This window comes from Fictibacillus phosphorivorans, from assembly GCF_001629705.1.
GTDB lineage: Bacteria > Bacillota > Bacilli > Bacillales > Fictibacillaceae > Fictibacillus > Fictibacillus phosphorivorans_A.
This window is the reverse complement of sequence record NZ_CP015378.1, coordinates 3,350,773-3,366,396: the sequence shown is the minus strand read 5'-3', so window position 1 is coordinate 3,366,396 and position 15,624 is coordinate 3,350,773. Positions and strand designations below refer to the sequence as shown.

The 15,624-nt window shown below is 41.1% G+C and carries 16 protein-coding genes; 14 read left to right on the top strand and 2 right to left on the bottom strand.

All coding sequences use genetic code 11. From position 1 onward, the window contains the following. The first annotated feature begins 413 nt into the window (after positions 1-413). From ABE65_RS17265 to ABE65_RS17220, 10 genes are all read left to right on the top strand, one after another. Positions 414-2,039, top strand: a complete 1,626-nt coding sequence (locus ABE65_RS17265) for a tetratricopeptide repeat protein (RefSeq protein WP_066397628.1) — start codon at positions 414-416, stop codon at positions 2,037-2,039. 84 nt (positions 2,040-2,123) lie between these two features. After that, positions 2,124-3,080 carry a thioredoxin-disulfide reductase gene (gene trxB, locus ABE65_RS17260; protein WP_066397626.1) on the top strand — a complete coding sequence of 319 codons (957 nt, stop codon included), beginning with the start codon at positions 2,124-2,126 and terminating at the stop codon, positions 3,078-3,080. A 566-nt stretch (positions 3,081-3,646) separates the two neighbouring features. Further along, on the top strand, positions 3,647-4,105 hold the full coding sequence (locus tag ABE65_RS17255) for an NUDIX hydrolase (RefSeq protein ID WP_066397616.1): 459 nt from the start codon (positions 3,647-3,649) through the stop codon (positions 4,103-4,105). A gap of 51 nt (positions 4,106-4,156) precedes the next feature. Continuing rightward, positions 4,157-5,032: an RNase adapter RapZ gene (gene rapZ, locus ABE65_RS17250; protein ID WP_066397614.1), complete on the top strand. Its 876-nt coding sequence runs from the start codon at positions 4,157-4,159 to the stop codon at positions 5,030-5,032. Further along, positions 5,033-5,983, top strand: a complete 951-nt coding sequence (locus ABE65_RS17245; protein ID WP_066397612.1) for a gluconeogenesis factor YvcK family protein — start codon at positions 5,033-5,035, stop codon at positions 5,981-5,983. Between the two features lie 40 nt (positions 5,984-6,023). Next, positions 6,024-6,965, top strand: coding sequence for a DNA-binding protein WhiA (gene whiA, locus ABE65_RS17240; protein WP_066397610.1), 942 nt, complete (start codon positions 6,024-6,026; stop codon positions 6,963-6,965). A 39-nt stretch (positions 6,966-7,004) separates the two neighbouring features. Further along, positions 7,005-7,262 carry an HPr family phosphocarrier protein gene (locus tag ABE65_RS17235; protein ID WP_066397607.1) on the top strand — a complete coding sequence of 86 codons (258 nt, stop codon included), beginning with the start codon at positions 7,005-7,007 and terminating at the stop codon, positions 7,260-7,262. Between the two features lie 140 nt (positions 7,263-7,402). Then, the gene (locus tag ABE65_RS21955) at positions 7,403-7,702 is read left to right on the top strand and encodes a hypothetical protein (RefSeq protein ID WP_153237467.1); all 300 of its coding nucleotides are present in this window, start codon (positions 7,403-7,405) and stop codon (positions 7,700-7,702) included. Between the two features lie 275 nt (positions 7,703-7,977). Then, positions 7,978-9,510 (top strand): anthranilate synthase component I, encoded by a 1,533-nt coding sequence (trpE, locus tag ABE65_RS17225; protein WP_066397602.1) that lies wholly within the window; start codon positions 7,978-7,980, stop codon positions 9,508-9,510. A gap of 139 nt (positions 9,511-9,649) precedes the next feature. After that, positions 9,650-10,627 (top strand): zinc-binding dehydrogenase, encoded by a 978-nt coding sequence (locus ABE65_RS17220; protein ID WP_066397599.1) that lies wholly within the window; start codon positions 9,650-9,652, stop codon positions 10,625-10,627. Positions 10,628-10,679: 52 nt separating this feature from the next. On the opposite strand, the gene clpP is transcribed toward ABE65_RS17220, so the two are convergent. Both clpP and yvfG read right to left on the bottom strand, forming a co-directional pair. Beyond that, a complete protein-coding gene (gene clpP / locus ABE65_RS17215) occupies positions 10,680-11,282 on the bottom strand; it encodes an ATP-dependent Clp endopeptidase proteolytic subunit ClpP (protein ID WP_066397597.1) in 603 nt (200 codons plus the stop codon). A 218-nt stretch (positions 11,283-11,500) separates the two neighbouring features. Then, complete coding sequence (gene yvfG, locus ABE65_RS17210) at positions 11,501-11,716, bottom strand: protein YvfG (RefSeq protein ID WP_066397590.1); 216 nt, start codon at positions 11,714-11,716, stop codon at positions 11,501-11,503. Positions 11,717-12,050: 334 nt separating this feature from the next. Between yvfG and cspD the strand changes: the two genes are divergently transcribed. The 4 genes from cspD (at position 12,051) to ABE65_RS17190 (ending at position 15,612) form a co-directional block, all read left to right on the top strand. Further along, positions 12,051-12,251 carry a cold-shock protein CspD gene (cspD, locus tag ABE65_RS17205; RefSeq protein WP_066245685.1) on the top strand — a complete coding sequence of 67 codons (201 nt, stop codon included), beginning with the start codon at positions 12,051-12,053 and terminating at the stop codon, positions 12,249-12,251. Positions 12,252-12,465: 214 nt separating this feature from the next. Beyond that, a complete protein-coding gene (rpoN, locus tag ABE65_RS17200; protein WP_082861482.1) occupies positions 12,466-13,791 on the top strand; it encodes an RNA polymerase factor sigma-54 in 1,326 nt (441 codons plus the stop codon). Between the two features lie 271 nt (positions 13,792-14,062). Further along, positions 14,063-14,308, top strand: a complete 246-nt coding sequence (locus ABE65_RS17195; protein WP_066397587.1) for a glutaredoxin family protein — start codon at positions 14,063-14,065, stop codon at positions 14,306-14,308. A gap of 281 nt (positions 14,309-14,589) precedes the next feature. After that, positions 14,590-15,612, top strand: a complete 1,023-nt coding sequence (locus tag ABE65_RS17190) for a sugar-binding transcriptional regulator (protein WP_066397585.1) — start codon at positions 14,590-14,592, stop codon at positions 15,610-15,612. The last annotated feature ends 12 nt before the right edge of the window (positions 15,613-15,624 follow it).

Here is a 15,624-nt window from a genome sequence, read left to right as displayed (position 1 = left end):
CGATTGCAGAGTTTTATGAGCGATTCCAGAGATTTATGAGCGATTGCAGAGTTTTATGAGCGATTCCAGAGTTTTATGAGCGATTCTAGAGATTTATGAGCGATTCCAGAGATTTATGAGCGATTCCCAGAAATCTCAGATCAATTACCGAGTTACGAGCGAATAGAAATCTTTGGTAATCCCTACTCCAAGAGTTTCGGGAAAATTTTCGCATGACACTCAAACTTCGGACCCCTTGACTCATACATCTTGTCACGCTTTAATCATTTTTTGTCGAAAGTTTCCTGCACATTATTTACAGTCTAAGGGGTGTTAGTCACTATCGCCTGTGTTATAATTTTTTGGTTGAAAACTTTGTAAACGGAACGATATAGAAGTATATAAGTTTACATAAGTAGATGGAGGAACCAAATATGCATAAACAAAAACGGGCCAGTGCAGCTAGCGGCCGTGTTCTTCCCTTTATCCAGGATGGGGATTACTTTTTTGAAAAAGGAATAAAAGCCTATAACAGGCGTGATCTATATACAGCAAAAAAAATGTTTGAACGGGCCGTTACTTTCCAGCCGGAAGAGCCCTCTTTTTTATGTCAGCTTGCTTCAACGCTCGCTGAGATCGGTGAATATGAAGAATCCAATAAGTACTTGCTGAATGCTCTCGAACAGTCTGGTTCAGACCTTTCAGAATGTCATTTCTTTCTTGCGAATAATTTTGCGCACTTAGGCATGTATAGTGATGCCGAAGAACATGCTCGTTTATATATGGCGATTGATCCTAACGGTGAATTTGTGGAAGATACACAAGAACTGTTAGATCTTATCTCACTTGAAACAGGAAGCAAGACTTCTAGCTTGCCCCTGTCAACGGAAGAAGAGCTGATCAAGCTTCATGATGAAGCGAGGCAGTCGATCGAACGAGGTGATCTACCACTTGCGCAACAACAGTTAAGAGAGATCATTTCAAATCATCCTAAGTTTTGGGCGGCGTATAATAACTTAGCACTCACTCATTTTTATAAGAGCGAGTTTGATGAAGCGATGGATGTTCTTCAAGATGTTTTGGATAAGAATCCTGGTAACTTGAACGCACTCTGCAACCTTGCTATTTTTCTGTTCCATTTAGGGATGGACGAACCTGGTGGTAAGCTTGTTGAGCGATTAAAAACGGTGCATCCGATGCATCCTGAACATCGTTATAAATTAGGAAATACGTTCGGCTTATTAGAAGAGCATTTGTATGCAAATAAATGGCTACAGTCTCTTAGAAAATCGTCATTTGTATACGATCCTGTAACCACACATATGCTGGCGGTTTCGTACTATGCACTTGGACAAAAGGACCTTTCTCTTAAAACTTGGAAAAAGGTAATCGATCTTGATCCTGAAGGTCATGTTGCTCCTTTTTATTTGGAAAAGGCGCAAAAAGATGAGCTGACGATAACAGGCGGGGACTATCAATACCGCATTCCGACTAACAATCAGAACAAACCGAAAAAAGATCGTCAAGTGAAAGCGATGGAACATATTCAGCAAGTTCGTAAAGGACTGGAAAAAAACAAAATTACGCATTTATTTCTACTTAGAGGGAATAAAAATGAAGAGGCTTATGAGACGCTTCGTGAATTTTGTCTTAGAAAAGAAGAGTCGTTACTTGTAAAAGAAATCGCCGCAACGATCATGCTCGAACATCAGCCAGAACGAGCTGTGAAACTTGTTCATGATGATACTTCTGTTGAAGTGGGCATGGCATCTGAGATTATCAGTATGGCAATGGATGTTCTTCTTTTAGTAAAAGAGATGGGTTCTGCGCTAGATGAACATGTTTTATTTTATTGGGCAGAAGCTATTAAGTTTGCAGAAACGACTGGCGAGCGAATCTTTGATAACCAAAAAGCCATTGCTGCGGCAATCGATCACTTAGCTCGTAAGCAAAAAGGGCGTTCTACCCAAAAAAGTGTTGCTGAGCAATACGAAATCACCGTTTCTGTATTGTCTTTACGCATAAAAAAACTAATTAGTTGGGTGAATCGCAACGTTTGAGCAGAATGATGGACTTTACTCCTATGTGAGAATAGGATAGAGATATAGCAAATAAGAATTTCCTTATATAAGGAGTGGGCATGAATGACTGAAGAAAGAATTTATGATGTAGCTATTCTTGGTGCAGGACCAGCTGGTATGACTGCAGCGGTTTATACATCACGCGCGAACTTGGATACGATCATGATCGAAAGAGGTATCCCGGGCGGACAGATGGCTAATACGGAAGATGTAGAAAACTATCCTGGTTTTGATCACATTCTAGGACCAGAACTTTCAAACAAAATGTTTGAGCACGCAAAAAAATTCGGTGCTGAATATGCTTACGGAGATGTAAAAGAGATCGTTGATGGCGAAGAGTACAAGACGATCCATGCTGGTAGCAAAACGTACAAAGCGCGTTCAATCATCATCTCAACAGGTGCTGAGTATAAGAAATTAGGCATTCCAGGTGAAAAAGAATTCTCTGGACGCGGCGTTTCTTATTGTGCCGTATGTGATGGTGCATTCTTTAAGAACCGTGAACTAGTCGTTGTCGGCGGTGGTGACTCTGCTGTTGAGGAGGGTGTTTACCTGACTCGTTTCGCTTCGAAAGTAACAATCGTTCATAGACGTGACAAACTTCGTGCACAAAAGATCCTTCAACAACGTGCGTTTGATAACGAAAAGATCGATTTTATCTGGAATCATTCAGTTAAAGAGATACACGGTGAAAACAACAAAGTGAACAAAGTGACGTTAGTTCATTCTGAAACGGGAGAAGAGCAAGACTTCTCAGCAGATGGTGTGTTCATCTATATCGGAATGCTGCCACTTAACGCAGCGTTTAAAAATCTTGGCATCACGAATGAAAACGGCTATGTAGAAACGAACGAACAGATGGAAACTAGAATTCCTGGTATCTTTGCAGCAGGCGATATTCGTGAAAAAACACTCCGTCAAATCGTTACAGCTACAGGTGATGGAAGTATCGCTGCACAAGCGGCTCAGCACTACGTGGAAACATTAACGGAGAAGTTAAAAAACGTAACTTCCAATTAATGTGATTGTAACAGTGATGAAATAATTGTGGGGTATATTAAAAATAAGAAATTGACCCCCTTTTTATAAAGGCAAGACTTTGACACGGAGCTATGCTTCGTGTCCTTTTTTTATGAGTTAATTTATGCGAAGAAGTGGTTGATTTCCGCTCCAGGTGTTTCGCTTTCCGCGGGGCAAGCGGTGAGCCACATTTGTTCGTTTCACTCTTAAGTGTCTCACCTGCCCGCCTGTCCCGCAGGAGTCTCACACCTTGCGCTCCAATCAACTTTGCCAAAGAAGAGGTAATGACTGAAAGCTTGCTTTTAGTTTAAGGATCTCGTTTTAAACAAGCGATCATAGTGAACGGAGTATTTTGCTCAGAAGCTTCTCAGTTAAATGTCGCAAAGGTATTACCCGTATTGAAATAATTCCTTTAATTTAATAGGTTCTTTTTTCACATAATAAGAAAAGCAAAATACCATAAATTAGAATGCTAAAATACGTCAAACCCTTGAGGCATCTGTATTGTGAGGGGTTACATAATTTAGTATACTAACAAGTAGGACATAGCCCTGAGGTGAAAACAAGTGCAAAGAGTAACAAACTGTGTGTTAATAAGAGATAATCAAGTGCTTTTACTTCAAAAGCCTAGACGGGGCTGGTGGGTAGCACCAGGCGGAAAGATGGAGTCCACCGAATCGATCCGTGACTCTGTTATACGAGAGTACCGTGAAGAAACGGGAATCTATCTTAAGAATCCGCAGCTAAAAGGTGTGTTTAATTTTATTATTAAAGAAGGCGACAAGATCGTTTCAGAGTGGATGATGTTTACCTTTTTTGCAACAGATTCAGAAGGTGTTGCACTAGATGAATGTGAAGAGGGGATTCTTTCGTGGAAGCCGGTTGAAGAAGTGCGTGAACTTCCGATGGCGCCAGGAGATCATCACATTCTTGACTATATGACGAGTGGCAGCAACATGATATTTGGCACATTCACATATACACCTGATTTCGAACTGCTTTCTTATCGTTTAGACCCGGCATAAGTTAAGACGGGGCGCATAAAAATGGAACATAGCTAACTGGGGGGAAATGGCATGGAAAGACATGATGTACAAATGGTGATTATTACAGGAATGTCAGGGGCCGGGAAGACGGTAGCCATGCAGAGCTTTGAAGATCTAGGCTTTTTCTGTGTTGATAATCTACCACCTGCACTACTCCCTAAATTTGTAGAATTAATGCAAGAATCTGCTGGCAAACTGAACAAGGTGGCACTGGTGATGGACCTTCGTGGGAGAGAGTTTTTTGATCAGTTGTTCTCAACGCTTGATCAACTTGCCATCGCATCCGACGTTCAGCCGCAGATTTTATATTTAGATTGTAAAGATGCAACTCTTGTACGCAGATACAAAGAAACGCGACGTTCTCATCCTTTAGCGAAGAGCGGTAACCCCCTTCAAGGCATCACACAAGAGCGGGAGATGCTCGAAGAATTAAAAGGTAGAGCGCAGCAAGTATTAGATACATCTGACTTAAAGCCTCTTCAGTTACGTGAACGTATCATTCAGCGCTTTTCAGCAAATGCTGCTCATCCGTTCACGATCAACGTGATGTCGTTTGGATTTAAGTATGGAATGCCGATTGATGCTGATTTAGTGTTCGACGTGCGCTTCCTACCGAATCCGCATTACATCGAACATATGAGACCACGAACAGGGCTTGAAACAGATATTTCTGAGTATGTATTAAAATGGCCAGAAACGAACATGTTTTTAGAAAAATTGCTCGATCTGCTTCAGTTCATGATTCCTCAATATAAAAGAGAAGGCAAGAGTCAGCTGATCATCGGGATCGGATGTACAGGCGGAAAACATCGTTCTGTAGCTCTAGCTGAATACATCGGAAATGCACTTTCCAAAGAATATGTGACATTCAGCTCTCACAGAGATATGGGAAAGGATAAAGTTTAAATGAATAAGCAGCCGAAAGTGGTAGTGCTTGGCGGAGGAACAGGACTCTCTGTTCTTCTTCGCGGTTTAAAGCGCTATCCAGTTGATATCACTGCTATCGTTACGGTTGCAGATGACGGCGGCAGCTCTGGAAGGTTGAGGAGGGATTATGATATGCCTCCTCCTGGTGATGTGCGAAACGTGATCGCCGCACTTTCTGAAGTGGAACCGCTTGTGGAAAAAATGTTTCAACATAGGTTTAAAGTGGGCGACGGAATTACGGGTCATTCTCTTGGGAACCTGCTTCTTGCGGCCATGCATGATATTACTGGAGATTTTTTAACAGGTATTCGGGAACTTAGCCGCGTTTTAAACGTAAGAGGACAGGTACTACCTGCAGCGAAAAACAGTATAATTTTATGTGCCGAATTAGAAGATGGGACGATTGTTCAGGGGGAATCTAAGATCCCGCTGTCGAATAAGAAAATCAAACGCGTCTTTTTATCTGATGAAAAGATCGAGCCTCTTCGTGAGAGCGTGAAAGCGATTCAAGAAGCGGATCTCATCGTGATCGGACCAGGTAGTTTGTATACGAGCATCCTGCCGAACCTTCTAGTGAACGGAATTTCTAATAGTATACGCGAGGCAACGGCTCCTAGAGTTTATGTATGTAATGTGATGACACAGCCTGGTGAGACAACAGGCTACACGGCTGGTGATCATATTCAGGCATTGATCGATCATGTGGGGCACAATTTTATTGATGTGGTTATCGCGAATAATGAAAAGATTCCACCAGAATACTTGGATCTATATTTGGAAGAAGGCGCATCACAAGTTCAGTATGATGAGGAACGGTTAAAGTCGTTCGGCATCGGTTTGTTGTGCGACAACATTATTCAATACGGAACGCTTGTCAGACATGATGCACAGCGTGTTTCTGATTTATTGTTAGGACTTATAGAAAAATAGAATAGAGATTGAAATGGATGGAAGAGAGGTGGTGATGCAGGTGTCTTTTGCTGCAGATACAAAAAAAGAATTAACGCAGCTCGAACTGAAAGATTGCTGTAAAAAAGCAGAGTTAGCTGCCTTGATTCGAATGAATGGTTCCATCTCTTTCAGCAACAGAAAATTGATTCTCGATATCCCGACTGAAAATGCTGCTATTGCAAGAAGAATCTATACGTTGATCAAACGTGTATATCCTTATCACGTAGAGCTATTAGTACGAAAAAAGATGCGCTTGAAAAAGAATAATGTCTACATTGTACGTGTTTCAGAAGAATCAAGAGCATTGTTGGAAGATTTGAAGATTATTGACGGAGCTTTTACGTTTACCCGCAACATTGCAGAGGAATTTAATAAGAAAAGTTGCTGTCGCCGTGCATACATGAGAGGGGCGTTCTTAGCAGGTGGATCCGTTAACCACCCAGAGACAAGCTATCACTTAGAAATATTCTCAATGTATGAAGAGCATACGGTTGCATTAGCTGAACTGATGAACACATTTGAACTTAAAGCAAAAGTGTTAGAACGAAAAAAAGGGTACATCATCTACTTAAAAGATGGCGAAAAGATTTCAGAGTTTCTTACCCTGATCGGTGCTCATCATGCTGTGTTGTTCTTTGAGGACATCAGAATTTTAAAAGATATGCGTAACTCAGTAAACCGACTCGTGAATTGTGAGACAGCGAACCTTAACAAAACCGTAGGTGCTGCCATGAGACAAGTCGAGAACATCAAATTTATCGACGAACAGGTAGGACTTGAAACACTTCCAGATAAGCTGCGCGAGATCGCGCAACTAAGAGTCACCCATCAAGAAATTACCCTTAAAGAGCTAGGTGAGATGGTATCTTCTGGCCCTGTAAGTAAATCAGGTGTTAACCACCGATTACGCAAGATTGACGAGATCGCAACGAAAATTAGAAACGGTCAACCCATCCATTGATGTTTCATAGAGAGATAAGGTTAGAGGAGGTAAGGTAGAATGGTTGAAAAGAAAGTAACCGTGCAGTTGAAGAGCGGACTGCAAGCACGCCCTGCAGCACTGTTCGTCCAAGAAGCAAACCGTTACACATCTGATGTATTTGTCGAGAAAGAAGGCAAGAAAGTGAACGCGAAGAGCATCATGGGAATCATGAGCTTAGCTGTAGGATCTGGCAGTGAGCTTGTACTCGCTGTAGATGGCCCTGATGAGAATGAAGCTGTCGAAGCCCTAGCAGCTTTTGTTTCCAAAGCAGAATAATGGGGGTCTGACCCCACACAATTACAAACCGCTATTTTGTCCATATGGAATGGACAAAATAGCGGTTTTTTCAATTAAAAGGGTTGGCCACCATCGTTCTCTCTATATACTGTATTAGAGGAATAAGGGAGGCGATTATTTTGCATCACACAAGTTTCATGCATGACTGGTCGTTTGCCGCAGGATTAACAATTGTAAATATCCTTTTGACACTATACTTGATTAAACCTCGAAGAAGTACGGCACGTTTGATCTTTTGGGTTCTGATGTTGATCTTTATTTTTTTATATCCTTTGGCATTGGCAGGATTTTCGCTGTTAGGTCCAGCAAGTTCGGGTCTGTTTTTAGGTCTTGCTTTTATGATTACGATTATATTCAGCCTCATCCTCTTTTTTAGCGTTTGCTGGGTATGGGTGATTCGACATTCTTTCTATCGTTAACTGGTACTAAAGAAGCTACATCAAATCGACTGTTTCAAACAGAGATCTCTTCGGGATTGAGAGTTGACAACATGTGGGTAACCCTATATATTAATCACTAATCAGGAGAATAGTTAGAGTTGAGATGAGTGGAGAAAAGAGAGCATAGTTGAGCTGAGTTGAGAGTATTTTAATCCTGGGATTAAACCTCTTTCTTAGTTTATTTATGATGCAAACATCAGCCTCCGCTGTAAAAAGCGAGAGGTTTTTTATTTTTCGAAAGAGGTGGAATGAACATGTTTATGCCAAATGTAGAGGAAGTCCTTTCTCTATCAAAAGAAAATTTCAATGTGATACCAATCGGGTTTACCTACCTATCTGACCATGAAACGTGCATCTCTCAGTTTGAGAGAGTTCGTCATGAAGAACATGCTTTTCTGCTTGAAAGTGTCGAAGGTGGAGAGCGCTGGGCGAGATATTCATATATTGGCAGAAGGCCATTCTTGGTGGTTTCATCATCAGGAAAGACAGTAGATATCACGTTTATAAATGAAAAGAAAAGTATTCAAAAGCAAGGTTCTCCGTTAGATATCGTGAAAGATTATGTATCACGATATAAATCTCCTAAACACTCTTCACTTCCTCCGTTCACTGGAGGAGCTGTTGGCTTTTTCGGCTATGACCTGATTCACACGTTTGAAAATGTGCCAAGACCAAAAACTCCATCTGAACAAGAAAACGAAATGGAATTTTTATTTACAGACGAGATCATCGTATTTGATCATCTCAAACAAAAAACAACGATTGTGTGCAATCTGCACGTTTCTTTTGATGACACTGAAATAACCCTACATGAAAAATATGAACAGGTTTGCGATAGAATTCGTAGAACGTATGAAGAGCTTCAACAGCCTGTAAGAAAGAAAGCTGTTAACACTCAAGTTCCTCTAACGGAAATGAGAAAAAATGAAGTTCGTTCTTCACATACAAAAGAAGAGTTTTGTTACATGGTGAAAAAAGCGAAGGAATATATCAAAACGGGAGATGTTTTTCAGGTCGTATTATCCCAACGATTCGAGCAAGAAACAGAAGCAGATCCGTTTGATGTGTATCGAATTCTACGTTCGATGAACCCTTCGCCTTATATGTATTATTACAAATCGAAGGATGCCTATATCGTTGGAGCTTCTCCAGAGCTTCTTGTAAAAGTGGATGATGGTTGTGTGGAGAACCGACCGATTGCGGGAACACGTCCTAGAGGGAAAACACTTCAAGAGGATTTATCTTTTGAAGAGGAATTGCTTGCTGATGAAAAAGAACGAGCAGAGCATGTCATGCTTGTGGATCTCGGAAGAAATGATGTAGGAAGAGTCAGTGAATACGGAACGGTAGTGTTAGATTCTTACATGGAGATTGAGCGCTATTCACATGTGATGCATATGGTTTCACACGTAAAAGGCAAGCTGCAAAAAGATAAAGACTTCTTCGATGCGCTAAGGTCTTGTATGCCGGCGGGAACCGTTTCAGGTGCGCCAAAAGTCAGAGCCATGCAGATTATTTCTGAACTCGAACAACAATCAAGAGGCGTATACGGAGGGGCAATCGGGTACTTAGGATTTAACGGACAGATGGATTCTTGCATCGCGATCCGTACGATCGTCTTTCAGGATGGAAAAGCCTTTGTACAAGCAGGTGCAGGCGTCGTTGCGGATTCAGTTCCAGAGCGAGAATTCGAAGAAACGGTCAACAAAGCGAAAGCGATGCTGAAAGCAATCGAGGGGGGGACAGACCCCAGACAAATACAAACCCCCGTTTTGTCTATTCGGTGAAGACACTCGCGTCCGTGTAAGCAATCTACCAGACCTTGAAGCCAACATCATCTGAGCAGATTGCTATTATCAAAAGCTGAAAATGGATATACTGTCCCTTATATTCTTTTAAATGACCAACTTAAAGGGGCGAGTATAGATGAAAGCTTTAATGCTTGAAGATAAAAACATGTGGCGAGAGATGAAGGTTCAAGAAACTGAAAAACCATCTCCAGGACCAGGAGAAGTTTTGATTCGTATCAAGGCTGCTGGCCTCAATCCTGTAGACTACAAGACTGCTACAAATGGAAACCCAGCCTGGCATTATCCTCACATCCTGGGTGTTGATGCAGCGGGGATTGTTGAAGAAGCAGGTGAAGGCGTTCATGAGTTCCGGCAGGGGGATCGTGTTTTCTTTCATGGGAACTTCATAAAAAATGGCGGTTTTGCAGAGTATGCTGTGACTACGGCTCATTCTTTGGCTAGAATTCCAGATGAGCTATCATTTGAAGAAGCAGCGGCTCTTCCTTGTGCAGGGATGACAGCATACCAAGCGTTGATTCGTAAAATGAATCTTCAAAAAGGTGAGACGATCTTGATTCATGGTGGAGCTGGTGGTGTTGGGGGATTTGCTATCCAGTTAGCGAAACAAATCGGAGCTACCATCCTCACAACATGTTCTCCTGAAAATGAGGAGTATGTAAAAAGCCTTGGGGCAGATCACGTGATTTTTTACAAAACAGAAGACGTCCATGCACGTATCATGGAACTTACAGACGAAGTTGGAGTCGATGCTGTGCTTGACACGGTTAGTCGCGTGAATGCTACGGAGTCTTTAAAAAGTATCGCATTTAACGGGCGAATAGCTTTTATAGCAGGAAACCCAGATTATTCAGCTGTAACACCATTCAGTCAGGCTCTTTCTTTTCATGAGATCGCGCTAGGTGCTGCACATTTCTCAAATTCAATTAAAGCTCTAAAAGATTTAGCAACAATGAATGAAGAATTAGCTCAGCTTGTCGTTGAAGGAAAGATTTCAGCTATGATTTCTGAAAAGATCTCACTTGAGGAAATACCAGCTGGACTCATCAAACTCTCTGAAAGACATGTTAAAGGAAAAATCGTTGCTGTCATATAGACGCAAAAAAACTGGACTGCTTAATCCGCAGTCCAGTTTTTAAATTACACTCTTATTTTTTAAGATCTGTACTATCTACAGATGTGATCAGTTTATCAACCAATCCGTATTTAACCGCATCTTCTGCAAGCAAGAAGTTATCACGGTCTGTGTCGCGCTCAATTACTTCAAGCGGTTGACCTGTTTTTTCGGAAAGAATCTTGTTAAGCTGTTCACGCATCTGGATGATACGACGAGCGTGAATTTCGATGTCACTCGCTTGACCACGTGTTCCTCCGAGAGGTTGGTGAATCATAACTTCAGAGTTAGGAAGCACATAACGCTTTCCTTTTTCCCCTGCAGCTAGCAAGAATGCACCCATAGATGCTGCCATACCGATACAGATCGTGGAAACGTGTGGCTTGATGAAGTTCATCGTGTCATAGATCGCCATACCAGCTGTGATCGAACCACCTGGGCTGTTTATGTATAACGAGATGTCTTTATCAGGATCTTCAGCAGCTAAGAATAGAAGTTGTGCTACGATTGAGTTTGAAACGTTATCGTCGATCGCACTACCAAGCATGATAATACGGTCCTTTAATAGACGGGAGTAAATATCGTAAGCGCGCTCCCCACGGTTCGTTTGTTCAATTACTGTTGGAATTAAGTTCATGGAAATCCTCCTTCTCCTTTTTCAAGTTAAACTGTACTGTCATCATACAAAAAAGGTCAAACAAGGTCAAACAATATGCTGTATGTAACTCATTTCGCCAGCAATACTCAATATCCTTCTTACACCTTATGTATGGGCTATCATCATAATGCCCGCTAGAAGCAGGATTTTAAACCTCTCCATTAGAAAACATTACCCTTATTACATAAATTTAAGCACTAGTTATCGTTTTTAATTTCAATATAAGCAGTTTCTAGGTTGCGTATACGACGGACGATCTCACTGTTTTTGTTAAGATTATCGTTGATCAGCGTGCCTACGATCGAACGGTAGTAGGCATTCATCGCATGTGTTTTCGTAAAAACATCTTTGTTTCGTTCTATGTATTGCTGAAAGTTCTCTTTAAAATAAGGTACTGAAAATGCTTCGCTCACTTGGTGTTCCTCCTTCATTCGTAAAAACCATTCATGAAAGGTTCATGTTCTGTATCTATCATAGCCTATCAAATGTGTATACAAAAGTATTATAAAATTTCTATCCCTTGTTTTGACAATTGGATTTCAGCATGTTATAGTTAATTCAACCATTTACGGTGTGAATATCTTTTGGATTTAAAGCGGTCGTACTTTTTGAATAAGAAGTGGAACACTTAAATCCACTTCAGAATTATTCAGAGGAGTGCGCATTTTTTTATGCCTTTTTATTTACATAGTAAGTTGGTTAAAAGAGTTAAAACGCTTACATGGCGTTTGTAAGGAGGAAACACCCATGCAAAATGGTAAAGTAAAATGGTTCAACGCTGAGAAAGGTTTCGGCTTCATCGAAGTTGAAGGCGGAAACGACGTATTCGTTCACTTTTCTGCGATTCAATCAGAAGGCTTCAAGTCTCTTGAAGAAGGACAAGAAGTATCTTTCGAAATCGTTGATGGCGAGCGTGGACCGCAAGCTGCTAACGTAACAAAACTTTAATAGTAAAGTTTAAATGCCAGACTGCCTCCGGGCGGTGCTGGCATTTTTTTATTGGTTGAGAAGTCTTGTTTACTAGTGTTAGTTTAAAGAGCTACCTGTCTTCCTCACAAATACAAATATGAGGGATTTGTATTTGTGTGGGGTCAGACCCCAAATTTTGTAGGATGTATAGCGCTTACATATATAGTATGATGAAGGAATAGGGGGGATTAGAATGGAAATGGGTTTGTTTCAACAACAGAGCATGAGCCTTGTCATGACAACTGAATTGCGTCAGGCCATCGCCATTTTACAAGTTCCCAGTTTTGAACTGACGTCATATCTTCAAGAGCAAGCGTTAGAAAACCCGCTCATTGAAATCGCAGAACCTAAGGGCATGTTCACAACCTTAAAGAAGAACGTACGCAAAAATGGTGTCAATGGCCGATCAAGTGATCAACAGCCATTCGAACATCTAATCATAGAAAAAGAAACTCTTTTTGACTATCTATATAAGCAATCCATTCTTCTACCGATTCAAGAGCAGGATCAAAAACTTTTTCAATACTTGCTTTTAAGTGTTGACGAGAGCGGGTACTTAACCGTCTCTGCTGAAGAAACGGCAAAACGGTATCATACAACAGTTGAAAAGTGTGAGGAACTGATAGGGCTTCTTCAAACGTTGGAACCTGTTGGAATAGGAGCGCGAGATCTGAGGGAATGTCTGTTGCTTCAGCTTCAAGACCAGAATCTCGATCACACGTTAAGCTACATAATCGTAGATCAGTATCTAGAACAGCTTGCAGAGCGTAAGATAAAATGGCTTGCCACTCAACTGAATGTAACACCTCAAGAAGTAGAAGAGGCAGCTGATCTGCTTCAAACACTTGATCCTCGACCTGGGGCAGCGTATGCTCCAGCTAGCGATCAGGCGTATTTATATCCAGATGTTTCTGTGACCGAAGAGAACGGAGAATTTAACATCGCGGTTAATGAGAAGTATTCACCGATACTAAAGTTGAACGAAAGCTATGGCACCCTTTTAAACGGAAGAAGCGCAACATCAAAGTTTTTAGATGATTCGTTCCAAAAGTTCAATTGGTTAAAAAAGGCGCTTGATCAAAGAAAAGAAACGTTGCTTAACATAACGAAAGAGATCGTGAGAGTACAAGAGAAGTATTTTCTTACTTTCAACCGATCCGATTTGATACCTCTCACCTTAAAAGAAGTGGCAGATGAAATAGGTGTACACGAATCAACGGTCAGTCGTGCTGTAAAAAACAAAGTGCTTCAAACAACAAAAGGCGCGGTTGAACTTAAATCGTTCTTTACCGCTAAGATCTTTACACAAGATGGAGGAAGTGTTTCGGCAACTTCAGCTAAATCGGAGATAAAAAAACTTGTAGAGAACGAAGATAAATCCAAACCTTTATCCGACCAGATTCTCGCCTCACTTTTGGAAAAGAACAGCGGTCTTACGATATCCAGAAGGACGGTTGCAAAATACCGGGAAGAATTAAACATCCCATCTTCTTCAAAACGGAAACGGTATACCTCTTAAAATAAGGTCTTTTCTTCACGGAAAAGTCCTTTTTGTTTGCCACTATGGTCAAGATGATCTGACAGATTGTTGCTTTTGAAGAGGAGTATAGACGTAGAAGCAATGAAACAACCATGAGACGGACGGTGGGGACTCCTAAAGGCGCAAAGCTGATGGAGGCTCATTGTTACCCTCGTTGAAAGCGAGCGATTTGCAGCAGAGATCAGAGACTTTTCATGTACAATAATGGATACATACAAAACAAACTAATAAAACCGAAGGAGCACTAAAAATGGGTGTAAAAAAAGTCATTCTATATACGAAAATGCATTGTCCACTTTGTGATGAAGCACATAAACTATTACAGAAGCTGCAACAGGAGGTTCCGTTTACCATAGAGTCGATCGACATCTACCAAGACGATCTCCTTCTTGAAAAATACGGTTTGATGATTCCAGTAATTGAAGTCGAAGGGAAAGAAGTCGACTATGGAATATTATCCGAAAATAAAGTAAAGAAAGCGCTTACTAATTTTTAATAAGTAAAAGTTGTTGAAATGTAGTGATACTATTTGATAATATAAACTTGCCAGAGAGAAATCTGACACTTTTATGACAAAAAGTGAAGACTGGCACGTTTTAAAAGATCACTTTCAGGGTAATCTACAATAGGTAATATTGGGACTTGGGTTAAACCAAGTTATTTTCTTAAGCTAATGGGACAAAAAATGACTAACCGGGACATAAATGGTCCAACCAGTTTATCATTAAACTTACTCAAAAGCTTAATCGTTCATCTCATTGAATCAGGAGAAGTGCAATGAAAAAACTAATAGAGATACAGAAGAAGTTGCTGCCAGATCTTCTAGAAACGATGCGAAAGCGATACAACGTATTAAATGTTGTGAGAATCCATGAACCTATTGGAAGAAGAAGTTTAGCATCAACCTTGAACCTGACAGAACGCGTACTGCGCTCAGAAGTTTCGTTTTTAAAAGATCAAGGACTTCTAAACATCCAGACTGCTGGCATGTCACTAACAACAGAGGGGCATGATATTTTAGTAGAGCTATCTGAGATGATGAAAGAATTGTCTGGTTTGCATGTTTTAGAATCGAAACTTAAGGATATGTTAAATCTGTCAGAAGTCATCGTAGTACCGGGTGACAGTGATCAAGATGTTTGGGTAAAAAATGATATGGGTAAAGCAGCAGCAGACCGATTGAAGCGTCAGCTGTCAGCAAAGAACATCATAGCTGTAACGGGAGGAACAACACTGGCTTCAGTAGCAGAGATGATGACACCTATACAAAAGGGACAACAGTTATTGTTCGTTCCTGCCCGAGGCGGACTTGGTGAGAAAGTTGAGAACCAAGCGAATACCATTTGTTCCACGATGGCTCAAAAAGCGAACGGGGAATACAGGTTGCTTCATCTTCCAGATCAGTTGAGTAAAGAAACGTATCTTTCTTTGATGGCTGAGCCTGGAGTTAAAGAAGTCATGGAGCTCATACACTCCGCTGGTATAGTGCTTCACGGGATTGGCGATGCTAAAACAATGGCAGTACGTCGAAACTCTAACCCATCGGTTCTACTAAAGCTAGAAGAAGAAAAAGCTGTTGCAGAAGCATTCGGCTATTACTTCGATCAGCAGGGTGAAGTGGTTCATCGCGTACGCACGATTGGCTTGCAGCTAGATGAGCTGCAGAATAGTGATTTCATCATGGCGGTAGCAGGCGGGTCTTCTAAATCCGATGCGATCGCAGCATTCATGAAACACGGTCCGAAAAAGGTTTTAATCACGGACGAAGGAGCTGCCCGGCAACTATTGGGTAACTCATAGTTCATTTCCATT

Excerpts from the sequence above, each read along its gene's own strand:
- ABE65_RS17265 (WP_066397628.1), top strand. The coding sequence starts at position 414 with ATGCATAAACAAAAACGGGCCAGTGCAGCTAGCGGCCGTGTTCTTCCC.
- trxB (WP_066397626.1), top strand. The coding sequence starts at position 2,124 with ATGACTGAAGAAAGAATTTATGATGTAGCTATTCTTGGTGCAGGACCA.
- rapZ (WP_066397614.1), top strand. The coding sequence starts at position 4,157 with ATGGAAAGACATGATGTACAAATGGTGATTATTACAGGAATGTCAGGG.
- ABE65_RS17245 (WP_066397612.1), top strand. The coding sequence starts at position 5,033 with ATGAATAAGCAGCCGAAAGTGGTAGTGCTTGGCGGAGGAACAGGACTC.
- ABE65_RS17235 (WP_066397607.1), top strand. The coding sequence starts at position 7,005 with ATGGTTGAAAAGAAAGTAACCGTGCAGTTGAAGAGCGGACTGCAAGCA.
- trpE (WP_066397602.1), top strand. The coding sequence starts at position 7,978 with ATGTTTATGCCAAATGTAGAGGAAGTCCTTTCTCTATCAAAAGAAAAT.
- ABE65_RS17220 (WP_066397599.1), top strand. The coding sequence starts at position 9,650 with ATGAAAGCTTTAATGCTTGAAGATAAAAACATGTGGCGAGAGATGAAG.
- clpP (WP_066397597.1), bottom strand. The coding sequence starts at position 11,282 with ATGAACTTAATTCCAACAGTAATTGAACAAACGAACCGTGGGGAGCGC.
- cspD (WP_066245685.1), top strand. The coding sequence starts at position 12,051 with ATGCAAAATGGTAAAGTAAAATGGTTCAACGCTGAGAAAGGTTTCGGC.
- rpoN (WP_082861482.1), top strand. The coding sequence starts at position 12,466 with ATGGAAATGGGTTTGTTTCAACAACAGAGCATGAGCCTTGTCATGACA.
- ABE65_RS17195 (WP_066397587.1), top strand. The coding sequence starts at position 14,063 with ATGGGTGTAAAAAAAGTCATTCTATATACGAAAATGCATTGTCCACTT.
- ABE65_RS17190 (WP_066397585.1), top strand. The coding sequence starts at position 14,590 with ATGAAAAAACTAATAGAGATACAGAAGAAGTTGCTGCCAGATCTTCTA.